The sequence below is a fragment of the [Flexibacter] sp. ATCC 35208 genome, assembly GCF_001975825.1.
Lineage (GTDB): Bacteria > Bacteroidota > Bacteroidia > Chitinophagales > Chitinophagaceae > Chitinophaga.
Genome location: NZ_MTKN01000061.1, coordinates 1 through 15,233, shown reverse-complemented (window position 1 = coordinate 15,233; position 15,233 = coordinate 1). Strand labels below are relative to the sequence as shown.

The 15,233-nt window shown below is 44.0% G+C and carries 9 protein-coding genes; 1 reads left to right on the top strand and 8 read right to left on the bottom strand.

Annotation, left to right across the window (positions count from 1 at the left end):
* The coding region (locus tag BW716_RS27945; protein ID WP_179091302.1) for a hypothetical protein at nucleotides 1-2,905 on the bottom strand (2,905 nt) is incomplete at its 3' end.
* Nucleotides 2,906-3,199: 294 nt separating this feature from the next.
* Here BW716_RS27945 and bla point away from each other — a divergent pair.
* Entirely contained in the window at nucleotides 3,200-4,066 is an 867-nt protein-coding gene (gene bla / locus BW716_RS27940) for a subclass B3 metallo-beta-lactamase (protein WP_083729217.1), read from the top strand.
* Nucleotides 4,067-4,150: 84 nt separating this feature from the next.
* On the opposite strand, the gene BW716_RS27935 is transcribed toward bla, so the two are convergent.
* The 7 genes from BW716_RS27935 to BW716_RS38150 all read right to left on the bottom strand — a co-directional run bounded on the left by BW716_RS27935 (nucleotide 4,151) and on the right by BW716_RS38150 (nucleotide 15,230).
* Nucleotides 4,151-4,864, bottom strand: a complete 714-nt coding sequence (locus tag BW716_RS27935) for a 2OG-Fe(II) oxygenase (protein WP_083729215.1) — start codon at nucleotides 4,862-4,864, stop codon at nucleotides 4,151-4,153.
* 178 nt (nucleotides 4,865-5,042) lie between these two features.
* Complete coding sequence (locus BW716_RS27930; RefSeq protein ID WP_179091301.1) at nucleotides 5,043-6,866, bottom strand: amidohydrolase; 1,824 nt, start codon at nucleotides 6,864-6,866, stop codon at nucleotides 5,043-5,045.
* 110 nt (nucleotides 6,867-6,976) lie between these two features.
* Complete coding sequence (locus BW716_RS27925; protein WP_083729211.1) at nucleotides 6,977-8,827, bottom strand: hypothetical protein; 1,851 nt, start codon at nucleotides 8,825-8,827, stop codon at nucleotides 6,977-6,979.
* A gap of 186 nt (nucleotides 8,828-9,013) precedes the next feature.
* Nucleotides 9,014-9,793, bottom strand: coding sequence for an SDR family NAD(P)-dependent oxidoreductase (locus BW716_RS27920; RefSeq protein ID WP_083729209.1), 780 nt, complete (start codon nucleotides 9,791-9,793; stop codon nucleotides 9,014-9,016).
* 6 nt (nucleotides 9,794-9,799) lie between these two features.
* On the bottom strand, nucleotides 9,800-11,362 hold the full coding sequence (locus BW716_RS27915) for a sodium:solute symporter (protein WP_083729207.1): 1,563 nt from the start codon (nucleotides 11,360-11,362) through the stop codon (nucleotides 9,800-9,802).
* Between the two features lie 112 nt (nucleotides 11,363-11,474).
* Nucleotides 11,475-12,704, bottom strand: coding sequence for an enolase C-terminal domain-like protein (locus BW716_RS27910; protein ID WP_083729205.1), 1,230 nt, complete (start codon nucleotides 12,702-12,704; stop codon nucleotides 11,475-11,477).
* A gap of 3 nt (nucleotides 12,705-12,707) precedes the next feature.
* Nucleotides 12,708-15,230: a glycoside hydrolase N-terminal domain-containing protein gene (locus tag BW716_RS38150; RefSeq protein WP_235643962.1), complete on the bottom strand. Its 2,523-nt coding sequence runs from the start codon at nucleotides 15,228-15,230 to the stop codon at nucleotides 12,708-12,710.
* Between the last annotated feature and the right edge of the window lie 3 nt (nucleotides 15,231-15,233).

Here is a 15,233-nt window from a genome sequence, read left to right as displayed (position 1 = left end):
TCGGCTTGGTGATATCCTGACTCACCATCACACTATCTGTACTGGCACACCCATTTGCCCCCCGCGTAGTTACATAGTACTTACCCGCAGCAGTCACTGCAACCGGATTAACTCCCTCATTATACCCCGTCCAAGTAATCGTACCACTTGAAGTAGCCGTAAGATTTACTGAAGTGATCGCACAATTTAATGTTGCTGGCGCACTCACCACCAACCCCGGCTTACTAACATTCTGCCTCACCGTCACCGTATCCTTCCCCACACATCCCGTCGATGCATTCGTCACCGTTAAAATATAATCTCCCGCTGCACTTACCGTAGGATTCTGCGAAGAAGAAGTATACCCATTCGGCCCATCCCATTTATACGTCACCCCCGCTGTAGAAGAACTACCTGTCAACACTACCGAAGTCTTAATACAAGTCAGCGAATCCGCCACCGTCGCCACTGCCGTAGGATAACTAAACGTACTCGCCCCCGTCAGACTCACATTATCAAAGAAATACCGCTCTGTTGGATCCGAATTCCTCGCCCTTATTATCACCTGCAAAGTACTCCCATTCACCCCCGCAGAAGTCACCGTTACCGAAGCCGTCCCTGTCGTCGTATTCCCTATCCCCGCATAATCCTCATACACCAACACCTCTGCACCACCATTCAGCTTATAATACACCCTCATATAATCATCCGTCTCAAACGCATCATTCACACTCGCCGTCTCACTCCTGAGCAATGCTGAAATAACCACATTCGACTTCCCCGAAATATCCACCACCCCTGATGACCATGTCGTTTCTCCCGCTCCCGTATAAGACACCTTGTATTCATTATTCTGCACCGATGTCGTCCCCGTTCCTGTACTAACTATTGTCCATGCCGTACTCCCATTATCCGAAGTCGTCCCATTCGCCAATGTAAAATCCTCCAGCCAGAACACCGTCGGCGTTGTAGAAGAAGATGCTACTACCACAGACTTTGATGTACTACAACCATTTGCCGGATTTGTAACACTCACCGTATATGTCCCTGCCACACTCACCGTAGGCAGCTGCAATGAAGAAGTAAACCCTCCCGGCCCTGTCCATGCATAAGCGACATTCGCCACCGTTGATGAAGCAGATATCACCACACTCGACATACAACCTATCACTGCACCCATCGCATCCAGGTCAGGCGCTACTTTATTCTCAGTAACTGTAGCCGTTGCTGACACTGTACAACCAGACGGCAATGTCCCTGTCACAGTATACACCCCTGCCGCAGATACAGTGGGATTCTGAAGAGTAGATGTAAATCCGTTTGGCCCCGTCCATGAATATGATGAAACCGTACCACTTGCCGTTACCGTGATCTGTGCATTACTACTACAGGTAACCGGCCCACTTACGGCTGTAGCCAACGTCACCGCAGGATCTACAGCTGCGATCTTCACATTGTCGAAATAATAAAATTCATCTGTCCCCGTGGCCCTTGCCCTTACTACAATCTGCAATGTATTGCCCGTAGGTATTGACACTGAAAAAGTAGTATTCGTTGTACTATGATTATTGATAGCCGATGTCTTCTCATAAAACAACACCTCACTACCGCCATTCAATTTGTAATAGAATCTTAAATAATCTGCATACTCACCCGTATCATTCATCACCGCTCCTGTCGATACTGAACTTCGCACCGCCCCTGAAACAGTCACACTGGTTTTCCCCGCCATCGCTATACTCCCCGAAGTCCACACACCTTCTCCTGTCGTACCTATACCACTAATTTTAAATTCATTATTATTCACAGAAAACACACTCCCCGAAGGCGAAGTCACTGTCCATGCCGTCGTTCCATTATCTGAATTCGTTCCGTTTGATAATGTAAAGTTCTCCTCCCAGGTAGTAGTTGCTCCATTGCCCGCTGTGACCTGTACCGTCTGAGAAGTCGTACACCCATTTGCAGGATTGGTGACTGTCACCGTATAACTACCCGCTACACTTACTGTAGGTTTTTGCGAAGAAGACGTAAACCCATTCGGCCCTGTCCATGCATAAGTCGCATTGGCTACTGCTGATGAAGCTGATAATGTTACACTGGTTGCACATGCCAGCGAACCTCCCGCAGCACTAAGATCCGGTGCCACCTTATTTTCTGTCACCACTACAGTAGCTGTTCCTGTACCGGCACTACTGGTACCTGTTACAGTATAAGTACCTGCTGTACTCACGGTAGGATTCTGTGAAGTAGATGTAAAACTATTAGGGCCTGTCCAGCTATAGGTGGTGCTGCTTGCTGAAGATGTTGCTGCAAGCGTGAGAGAAGGAGCGGAGCAGGTGAGCACACCACTATTCCCGGCGGTTGCTGTCACTGTGATACCCGTACCAGCACAGGGGCCTTTCTCTTTAAATACCCTATACTGTTCAATATAATATTTAGAAGTCTGCGAGCCTCCATTGTTGTAATTATAAATTCTCACAACTAATTGTACAGTACTCCCATTGAGTGTCGCGGAGGTAAAATCTAATGTTCCGAAATTACCCGTTCGCTGGTCCAGCAATGTCTCTGCACCTCCATTTATTTTGTAATAGACCTTTACATATTCGGTGCTATTTAAATCGCCCTCGGCAGTGACCTTCACGGCTACCTGCCAGTCTGTATACCCTGCCGTAGAAAATACCTTCGAATACCATACGCCTTCCCCTCCAAGTTCCTCTGCATGCAAACGATTCGATTTTACGGCAAAATAACCGGTGCTGAGTACTTTTGAAGCATCGAGATACCATCCGGTGGCTGAGTTGTCTACGGTCGTTCCATTTGCCCCCGAAAAGGTCCCGCTTATAATAGGACATTCAGGCGTCGCAAATAGTGGCTTGCCCGCCAATAGAAAAATGATGGAAAGGAAAAGCATGAAATGCTTTTGCATTAAGGATTGATTAGATTTCACAGGTGTGTGGATTTTAAGGGATATAGGAAATTGAATCTAAGACACAGTACTTCTATAGCTACATTTTGTAATATTAGATAATATCTTTTCAATGATTGTCAATAAAAAAGCAAATGCTACTTTAATTAGTAGTGCGGGTGGGAAATTATGCTGAGTATGCCAGCTGTAAATGTAAGAATATGATATGATTGATGCGATGAGTAACAGACAATGAGTAAATGACAGATATTACTGAGTATATTCGCGCAGATATAAAATCCTATATTGAATTATATGTTTATAAAGCGAAACCTGATTTTGATCGGCTTATTATTGATCACTTTCTTTGCCACTGCTCAGAAAGTAGCCGAACCTCCAACCACTAACAATCCTGAGTGGAGTAAACCTTACGAACCCTTTCAGATTGCCGGGAACCTTTATTATGTAGGCACCTACGACCTGGCCTGTTACCTGATTGTAACCCCCAGGGGTAATATATTGATTAACACCGGTCTGGCTGCCTCTGCACCAATGATTAAAGCCAATATTGAATCTCTGGGATTCAAACTGTCCGACACAAAGATCCTTTTAAATACACAGGCTCATTATGACCATATGGGCGCTATGGCCGCCATAAAGAAATCTACCGGTGCCAGATTGATGATAGATGCCGCAGATGCCCCGGTTGTGGCTGACGGCGGGTATTCTGATTATTTACAAGGTGGTAGTGTCAGCCTTTTCGCACCTGTAAAGGTGGATCGTATCTTACATAATGGAGATACGATCAAGCTGGGAGGTATGAAACTTGTTATGTTGCACCACCCCGGTCATACAAAAGGATCCTGTAGTTTCCTGTTCGATGTAAAAGATACAGCACGTTCTTATAAGGTACTCATCGCTAACATCCCCACTGTTATTATCGACAACCACTTTTCAGACATCTCCCGTTACCCGCATATGGCCAAAGATTACGCGTATACTTTACATGCGATGAAGAACTTACATTTCGACATCTGGTTGGCCTCACATGCCGGTCAGTTTGACCTGCAAAGTAAGCATAAGCCCGGCAGCGCTTATAATCCTTCCGCTTTCATAGATAGAAAAGGATACGACGCGGAACTTAAATATTGCGAGGAGCAGTACCTGAAAAAATTGAAATGAGGCGCGGAGATAAAAAAGAGCGTGTATCATAGTAAGATACACACTCTTTAAAGATTGCTCTTCTGCCCACCCACTTCCATTCACCTAACTAACTGCATCATGAAAAATAATCCCCAACGTATGGCGTTCCCCTGATGTAACCTCACTTACACCATGCTTCATGTGTACCCGATAATATCCTTTTGCCCCCTTCTCCGGTTTAAAGTTCGTTGTGAAAATTAATACATCTCCTTTATTGGGTTTTAGAACCATGGCTTTTGATTGTGCTCTTGGCACCTGCTGCGTAAGCACGAATTCACCTCCTGTAAAATCTTTATCAGGTTCATTCAGCATCAATACTACCTGGATAGGAAAATAAATATCTCCATACAGATCCTGGTGTAAAGTATTAAACCCACCCTGTCCGTATTTTAATATCAAAACAGTTGCTTTATCCTGCCCGTTTTGATGGCATTGTTGCAATAGATCTGTATGTTCCGATGGAAATTGGAAATTAATATTCAATACCTTGAACCACGCATTTGCAATAGGAGCAAGTTTAGTATAGATATTCGTTCTGATGGTTTGAATGGTATCAGGAAGCGGGTAGTTGAAATATTTGTATTCTCCCAACCCAAAACGATAACGAGCCATTACGACCGTTTTACGATACAACTTTGCATCGTCATAATTTGCTTTCAGTAATTCGCATTGTTCAGTTGACAATAAACCCGGAATGATGGCATATCCCTGCTGATGCATTTTTTCGCATATGTGTTGCCAGTCTGTATTTTCTATTTTTTGAATAATGTCCTGCATATTGCAAATGTGCAAAAACACAGGAAGCCTAAAAATCCGGAACATGCTATAATTGAAAAGGAGGGTGTATCTAACTTTTGATACACCCTCCTTTAATTCGGGTACCTAATGGAGCCAGATTCCATTTTATGCGATTCTCAGGAGTGTCATTTATTTATGATCCACCCTCTTTTAAATATTACGCCATACTCACCTCTTCCACCACGGTACTATACACCTTCAAACCAGCTACCCATGTCTCAACCACTTCAATATTCCGCATATTCATAAATGGATTTTTTATCGTCAGCGGATCCTGTTGCAGCACTACAAAGTCTGCAAAATTCCCCACCTTCAGAGACCCTGTCCACTGCTCTGCATAACACTGCCATGCTGCATCGTAGGTGATCGCTTTCAATGCCTGTTCGCGAGAAATATTTTCAGCCGCGTTTAGCACACCAGCTGCAGGATCAGCCTCCATTATCCGCGTGACAGACTGCTCCATCATTCTCAATGGTCCCAGCGGACTTACCGAGTTGTCACTATGCAGTGTGATCCGCATGCCTTGCTGCAGTGCACTCTTGCAAAGATCCAGCATATTTGATTTTTCCCCGAATATCGCATTCTTAAAAGCATATCCCCAATAGCCTACGTGGCCAATCAGGAAACTCGGAGACACCTGCAGATTTTTCATGTCTTCAAGATTCTCCTGCGTGGTCAATGAGCAATGTTCTATTCTATGCCGTACACCTGCGAATGGGTCATGAACAAATTCCTTAAAGGCCTCAATAGCGAAATTAACAGCAAGGTCACCATTTGCATGGATCATAACAGGCCACTTTTTATCCTTGATAATATGTCCCATCAGATCTCTGAAATACAGTGGCGGATTTGTCGGCTTTTCATCATATTTGTCGGCGAAATTATATACGCCATGGTTGTTGGCCGGCTTACATAAATATGGGTCAGACTGATAGCCTGTCAATCCCTGATTGGAACCGTCAGAGATCACCTTAACATGACTATAGTAAATGTCTGTGTACTCCCCGGGTATATTGAATGTTCCTAAATTTTGCGCATCTTCTAATGTATCACAAACCGTAGCCGCGCCGATGCGAACAGTCGGTGCAAATACTTTTAAATAAGCATCCAGTATAGATTTTTGACCACCTGTCATCCCTGCATCATGCATAAAGGTGACACCCCTGGAATTGGCGGTCTCAAAGATTTGTTTTAAGTAAATAAATGATTTCAGGAAGAAGTCAGCTTTCTGAATCGGCGGAATTGCTTTTAATGCAGGATCCATTTGTGCTGCTTCCTGCAACTGCCCCTTTGTTTTACTCTTGTATTCGTTGAATGAATGATACTCCTGTAATAATTCCAGGTTACCCGGGAAATTCCAGATTAAAGACAGCGCTGGTGTATTTACATACAAGGTGTGCATAGATGCACTGATGATACATACAGGGGCATCTGTGGTAATACTGTCTAACAGGTCGATGTCTATTGTTAATAACTCTGTATTGTTATTTAACAATGGCATCAATGCCGGATCAAGGTTTGCACCCAGGAACCAAAGGGTCTTGTCTATGTTACTTAATCGCTTAGCTTCCTTCGCGATAATAGCGCCTACTGACTTTATGTTATAATCCGGTTTCAACACCTGTCCATCAAATGCACCCAGATCTGTCCAGCCCATTAACATCGCCGTGGGTACAAGGTGGATATGGGGTTCTATCAGACCGGGCAGTAAGGTGTTGCCTTCTTCCAACTTTCTGGTGGTATAACCGGGAAAGTTTGCCTGCATGAAGGCCGCTACCTCTGCCTCGGAACCTGTAGCTACTACAACGCCATTTGCGAAGCCAATGGCTTCTACTGTGTCAACAGCTCCGTTGACCATGGGACGTATAGTTCCGCCAGTGACCATGAAAGGCTTGGTTTGCTTTTTTCTTTCAGTAACCCTTTGGAGGGGGAGTTGTTCGAAATTTTCAGGGGTAAAGAGCTCATCCTTTAGGAGTTTCAAAACAGGATTGTTGCATGCACAATGTGTGCATCCATGGTGGTGGTGTTCCATATGATCAGAGGTTTGGTTATTTTCTGCAAAAGCATATAGAGTACAACAACAAACCTTTATTATTGTTTAAAGTATATTACGGCACTGCCACCTTGCACTTTTGCAGTAAGCGTATCACTTACGGGAACCGTTTTCTTACTAAATAACTCCTTAAAATTTCCTCCTTTCAACACCGGCACGCGATACACCTGTTCCTGGGGGCCGTAGTTAAATATGGCAATATATTTATCATCCTTCATGAACACATTGTTCCCATCTACCGGGCGGAAACTCTTCCCGTTTTTTGTAATAGCCAGCAATTCTTTGTCCTGTAATAATTGTAACGCAACTTTTTTCCATGGCCCCTCAGCGGCATAATCATCACCGGTTACAAGGGAGCCGGTCACTAGTGCCGATGCTAAACGGGCTTTATTCGCATTGAAAGAAGCATCTTTAAACACTACATGATCCGCATCCAAATATGGATACATCTTTGACTGCCACCAGCCATAGGCTGTACTGTTCAATGTATATTCTGTATGCGCTATTGAGTTGAAAGCATCACATGCTATACGACGCATGTGTACATAGGGGGCGGTAGCAATGTTAGGAGAAATAGCAGCATACAGCAGCATATTTTTCCCTGCCATACTATCAATCAGTTCCATCCCTTTACGAAAAGCCTGCATACCTGTTGTTACACCAGTATCATAAAAATGGTCCCCTTCAATCGCACCATGTGATAGAAAATCTATCTTCACCATCTCATATCCCATATCTTTAAATCGCTGCATAAAGTGAATGATCCGCTGGCGGGTTGCAGGATGCGTGGGATCCATGGCGCGACCGCCATCTGTATCTGCATACTTTCCATCCTGCGTAGTCCAGGTGTCTTTATAACGATAAGTACTACCTTCTACCTGCCGGTCATATTTACCCCAGTCAACAAATGGTGCCCAGTAAATGCCCGGTTTAAAGCCTTTCTCCCTGCAATATGCTGCGAAGGTTTTTAACTGCTCTGGCGTCATATTATCCCAGTAGGAGTCAAGGTCAATGTATAAGGTATTGTCAGCAGTAGGATACCCTGTGCAGGAATCATGGAAGAAATTGACCACATCTTTTGCTTTTGCAAAATCTAATTTAGTCTGTATTACTCCCCAGCTATTCCAGCATATAGGTGTGGCGGCTTTCCATGCAGCTACGTAACGAGGTGTTTTGTTCGCGGCAGCATAGGTTTCCATGGCATTCCGCCAGTCTTTATTATACCCGATAAAGATCGGTGCTGAATGGCAATAACCATCTACGGGGCGTACGGTGCCATGGGCTTTCTGGTCATGTGTACGAAGAGAATCAGTATACCCGCAAAATACTTTCAATGCATTGTGATGTATCTGAATCCCCGTTTTCCATACATCCTGTTCCAACGATCCAATCACTATTCCACTATGCTCATTATAAATCGCGGTGACTTCACTACCTGTAAAGTCGGCATGCTCAATGGAGGGCGCATCATATCTGAACCACATATCATTGTCAAAAGGAACATTCAGCATGCGACCGGAAGCATTTATTTGGGCGGTGTTTAATGGTGATAGGTAGTTACATGCCATGCCTGCCACCTGTATAGAAATAATACAGTAATCTTTGCCCGGGAAAGTATAAAACAATTGCAGCAGCGGACCGCTGTTGACTGTATATACAGTAGCTGTGCCGGATTTTTTTATCACATACCCACGTTTTACAGTTGTGCGCGAATCAATATTTTGCGCTATCGCATACACATTTTCAAAAGTGGACTGACCATTCAGGACCACTGTATATGTGCCGGCTGTCAGGTCATAGACGATTTTATTATTCTTTCCAAAGGGTATATTGACCTGCGCATGGGCGGGAAACTGCAAAAGGAGAAAAAATGTAATAATGTACTTCATGATTAAAATTGATTCCTGGGAAAAGCGGCTTTCCTGATTTGAAAAATGTAGACCTGTAGGAAGCGGAAGCAAGGTATTGTGATAATATGCTTCATGATTAAAATTGATTCCTGGGGAAAGCGGCTTTTCTGATTTGATAAATACAGACCTGTAGGAAGCGCAAACCTGTAATAATATACTTCCTGACTAATCCTGATATTTAAGCGCCCTGTAACCTAATTCTGCACCACCGCTTACATGCATAATATGACCAGTAATAAACCTTGCTTTGTCTGATGCAAGAAATACACATGCATCCGCAATCACATCGCCCTCAGGACAATATCCCAGTGGATGAATCGCATTCATATATGCGTCAATACCCTGTCCATTGTTCTGGTACTTACCCCATTCGCGTAACATGGGTGTCCATACCCCAGCAGGTGCCACCGCATTTACACGAATTTGATAAGGTGCATAATCCAGTGCCATAGACTTTGTAAGTGCATTCACCGCTCCTTTTGTCGCTGTATAGGCAGCGTGATTTTCCTGTCCGATTTCACCAACCAGGCTACTCGTATTGATAATGCATCCCTTACTGCTTTTTAATGCCTCAATACCGTATCGTGTAGTTAAGAAAATACTCTTCAGGTTAATGTTCATCAGGTCATCCCATTCTGTCTCCGCCGTTTCATGCAATGGTTTGGAGGGGTGAGCAATCGCGGCATTGTTATGGATCACATCGATCCTACCGTATTTCTCCAATATCAGAGCAATCATCTGTTGTACATCTGTCGTCTGTGAGATATCTGCATAGATACTGTAATGGTTATCTCCAAGGGTATTGATAGCGGTGGTCAGGGTAGTAGCATCGTTCGATACCACTACGACTACCGCACCTGCTTCTGCATATTTTAATGCACATTCAAATCCGATACCTGTGGATCCTCCTGTTAGCAAAATTATTTTACCGGTCAAAAGTTGCATGTCTCGTTATTTAAAGATTGAATATAGGATCGCCATTACCAGTAATAACAGTATAGATAAGACCTTGTAACTGCCTTTGTTTTTCAAAGGCTCTAATGGCGATTTCCAGTATAATGTGGCACTTACAGCGGTATGCTGCATAGGATATACAAAAGAAAATGAAACCTGTATAATACAACAGATGATGAACAGATAAAACGCCATCATCATAAATGGAATTTGTGCAAATGAGGTAGCCGGGTACAATTTATTAATTGTATAAACAAACGCTCCCAGCAAAGACCCGATCAATAGAGTAAGCTGTGCAGCTCTGGCAGAAGCCCGTGACCAGAAAATGCCCAACAAAAATACGCAGGTAATAGGAGGGGCGATATGCGAAATAATATCATTTACCCCATTGAAAATACTATTATAGCTATTGAGTAAAGGAAGCAAGCAAATCGATAATAATAAAGCAATGCCTGCCGATATACGGCCCATTCTCACCAATTGCTGATCGCTTGCGGATGGTTTAAATCTTTTGTACAGATCAAAACTCACCAGCGTAGATATAGAATTCAGTGCCCCTGATACCTGGCTCATCAAACCTGATAATAATGCAGCGACAATAATACCCGCTAACCCTGATGGTACCAGCTGTGTGATCATTACTGTGTAAATACCTTTGCTATCTGCAGGTGCAATCAGCAAACCTTTCTTTGCCAATGTGCTGGCAAATAACCCGGGCAGAATAAAAATAAAAACAGGCAGTATTTTGATAAAGCCACAAAACAATGGGCCGAGTCTTGCATGATTTTCATTTTTTGCTCCCAATATGCGCTGCACGATTGTTTGATCCGCACACCAATACCAGATACCAATCACCGGGTAGCCAAGGAACACCCCATACCAGGGTAGGTTACCACCACTCCTCAGCATAGACAACTTATCCATCTGTCCATGTTCCTGTAATACATCCGTCATGGCATGCCATCCGCCCATTTTTTGAAAACAGGCGATGGTGATGATCACGGCACCTGATACCAGTACGACTGTTTGAATACTTTCTGTGACTACAACAGCTCTGAGTCCGCCGATAATGGTATAGACGGCGGTAATGCAGGCAATTACCGTTACGCTGGTGTACATATTGACACCAAACAATGTTTCCAGTACGATACCACCTGTGAGCAGGGAAAACGCAATATGGATAGTGATGGCAGATATAATGGAGATCAATGTAAGCCAGTCCCTGCATGCACGGTTATAACGTTTTTCCAAAAAATCGGGTAGTGTACTGATCCCGCTACGGATATAAAATGGTGCAAAAAATAGTGCCAGCAGTATTAAGGTAAACGCCGCCATCCATTCAAAGTTGCCACTTAGTAAGCCATCGTCATAACCACTTTGCGCCAGACTTACTAAATGAAGACAGGATATGTTTGTGGCAAATAATGCGAGGCCGATCATGGGCCAGCGCAGGGTTTTGCCTGCCAGGAAGTAGTCCTTTGGGTCTTTGTCTTTTTTTAGACCAGCCCATAGGCCTATTGCTACGATGATGATGATGTATAGAATAACGACGATGATCATATAATTTGTTTAAGGTCACAGCTGGTGGCTACAATCCTGCGGTGGTCAGAATGGTAACGATACGCATACAATTTGTTTAGGTCACAGCTGGTGGCTACAATTCCTGCGGTGGTCAGAATGATGATATCTGTTTAAGATCACAGCTGCTACCCGGTTCCTGTGGCGTAAGGTAGTATCCTTCCCTGATTCGTACCGGGTGTGTAAAATGCTCCTGCAGATGCGGGATATGTTCTAAAAACAGCGCCTCATGCCCCAGTGAAATATGATTGAATAGCACCAAATGCTGATGTAGTTGCCCCATATCACCCACATGTGGTACTACTGGAATACCATACTTCCGGCTTAACAGACTCACTGTTATAAACTCACTAACACCACCTACTCTCACCGCATCCACCTGTAAAAACCCTATGCATTTAGCCTGTAAATAGTTTTTAAAAATTACCCGATTCGGTACATGTTCTCCTCCTGCCAGCTTTGTAGGAGCAATGGCCTTCGCCAGCTGTTGATGTGCGATCACATCATCAGGATGTGTAGGCTCTTCTATCCAGTAAGGGCACATTTGTTGTAATCTTCCGCATATATCCAGTGCCTGTGGCAATGTCCATTGCTGGTTTGCATCCAGCATAATCTTGACATCATCACCCGTCACTTCTCTGATAAGATTTGCCCTTCGGATATCCCGCTCTGCATCCGCAGAACCGACTTTGAGTTTCATGGCGCTGAATCCTTCTGCTAAGGCTTTTTTCGCATTCTCCTTTATTTGTGCATCCGGATAGTTGAACCAGCCGATAGAGGTGTCATAACCTGGATATCCAGTAACAGTGATCTTTTCTCGTGTCAGATCTCTGTTGGCTGTGATCAATGCAATCGCCTGCTTTGAGGTTAGTTCATCTTCAAGATAGGAGAGGTCCAGTGTATTTACAATTTCTTCGGGAGAAAGATCGATCAATAATTTCCATAGAGGTACGCCTCTCTTTTTGGCCCACAGATCATAACAGGCATTGGTCACAGAGGCAAGGCCCAAATGGACGACACCCTTATGCGGACCTAGCCAGCGAAACTGTTGTTCATTAGATAACTGGCGAAATATTTCTCCGAAGTTTGCCATCACGTCTTCAATATCTCTGCCTTTTAATTGGGACGCATAAAAATCTGCTGCCTTACAAACCAGGTCATTGCCTTCTCCCAATGTAAATGCCAGCCCTGTACCTGTATGGCCGCTATCATCTTTTAACAAAGTAACGGCGTAGGAATAAACAGGGTCGCGATGTATAGCGTCACTGCCAGCTCCATGTCCGAGTGGGTAGCGTATGTCTTTTGTCAATGTCTGTTGTATCATGAATTATTTTTTGCTGGCTATGATCTCCCTGATCTCTCCGTTTATTTTAAGTTTAACCTTTTGGCCCGCACGAGGCGCTGTAACACGATAACTAATCACCTCCCCGTTTTTCCATGCAAAGTCTACCGTGAAATTTCCTCTTGCCTTCAACCCTTTCACAGATCCTGCTGCTTTCCAATGATCCGGGATAGCCGGTAAAAAATTAATCATCCCTGCATGACTTTGCAACAACATTTCAGCAATGCCTGCCGTAGCGCCAAAGTTGCCATCAATCTGGAATGGTGGACCTGCAGATAACATATTCTGATAAACACCTCCACCTGCGCCATAATTAATATCTGTTCTTACAGTAGGCTTCAGTATTTCTTTCAATAGTTTAAATGCCCTGTTTCCATCCTGTAACCTCGCCCAGAATAATAGTTTATAAGCAATCGTCCAGCTTGGCCCATCATCACCTCTTACTTCCAGTGTTTTCTTTGCCGCAGCTGCCAGATCAGGTGTTGTTTCTGTTGTGATCAGCGAGGCAGGATACAATCCCCACAAGTGCGAGATATGCCTGTGTTGCGGATCGGTTTCTTTATAATCTTCTAACCATTCCATGATTCTGCCATCTTTTGAAATAACTCCTGCTGGAGGGAGTTGTTTTATTTTGACCAACAGCTCATTTCTGAATGCAGTATCCAAACCCAATACTTTTGAAGCCGTGATCACATTATTAAACAGATCCCGTACAATCTGGTTATCGATTGTCGCTCCTATACAAATACTGGCATGATTGCCATTCGGAAGAAAAAACGCATTTTCAGGAGAGGAGGAAGGAGACATGACGAGCCATCCTGTTTTATCATCTTTTATCAACAGACTATTATAAAACGCTGCAGCGCCTTTTAGTATTGGATAAATGTCTTTCAGATAATGTGTGTCATTAGTAAAAGCATAATGCTCCCACAGGTTATTACACAACCAACCGGAACCTGATTTGGTAGCGCCCCAGGATGCACTTTCACCCGGTTCTGTAAAACCCCATATATTAGTGATTACATGAGCTACCCAACCTGGTGCATTGTAATAAGCCTTTGCTGTGCGGGCACCCGGGGCGACAAGTCCGCGCACCAGCTCTGCCAGCGGTAAGTTCAGTTCTGATAGATTGGATACTTCCAGCGGCCAGTGATTCATCTGCACATTTATATCCAGGTGATAATCGCCATTCCATGGTGTTTGTATTTGATTGGCCCATAAGCCTTGTAAATTGGGAGGTAATAAACCGGGCCTTGTACTACAAATGGATAAGTAACGTCCAAACTGATAAAACATTACCGGTAGTTCGTTATCTTCTGTGGGATGATTATAAAATGCAGCCAGTCTTCTGTCGGTTGTTATCAAACCTTTATCAGTTGCTGCGGGCGAACCTTTATCTTTTGTGGTAGCCAGTCTTTTGTCGGTTGTTGTCAAACCTTTATCAGTTGCTGTGGGTAAACTTTTATCTGTTGTAGCAGCCAGTCTTTTGTCGGTTGTTGTCAAACCTTTATCAGTTGCTGCGGGCAAACCTTTATCTGTTGTAGCAGCCAGTCTCTTATCAGTTGTTTCATCTAATCCATTCCCAAGATCAATCTGTACCCTATTAAACAATCTTCCATACTTCCTGATATGCTGTTGTCTTTCTATACCATACGGTTTTGCCATGGCTGTTTTCAAGACCTTATTCATCCTTTCTACATACCCCGCATCCTTATAATTAGTACCAGCAGAAATATACAGAATAATCTCTGTCGCATTCTTAATCACCAGCGCATGATCCTCAGTCGTCAGCACACCTCCCTTTAATTTTGCTTTTACTACAGCCTGATACCGCATCCCTTTTCCATCTATGCCATTATCCAATTGGCCTGATAGCACCAAAGTACTATCCTGAATACGCGTAGCCCCTCTCTCTGCCCGACTCATTGTAACACGACAGGTAAGCCTCCCCTGTATATCTGCCGTCAAACGAATAATGCTAACATCATCATCAAAGCTGGTAAAGTACTCTCTATGATAAGTTACACCCCCTGCTTTATACTGACAGCTGGCGATCGCATCATTTAAAGAAAGCTTTCGCTCATATCCTCCCGGCGCCTCAAAAACATATGATCCCACCGGCCCATGCTCAAATGCTATCTGCAATTCCCCCATCGTCTGATAACACCCAAAAGGCACACTACCCGAGCCTTTCCCTGTACAAATGAAGTTCTTATCCATCAATGCCTGTGCCTCATCATTCTTCCCTTCCCGAAGCAATTGCCTGATAACCGGTAGCTGCTTATAAGCTTCATAATTATTCGCATCCTGCGGTGCACCCGACCACAGTGTTATATCGTTCAAAACAATCTTCTCCATCCTCACATCCCCATCAGGCATCATCCCCAATCGGCCATTGCCAAGCGGCAACGTCTCCTCCCATACCTGAGCTGGTCTGTCATATCGCAAAGTTTGCCCGCAGATCACTGAGGGAATCATTCCAAATATTATTGTTAATATATACTTCATCAA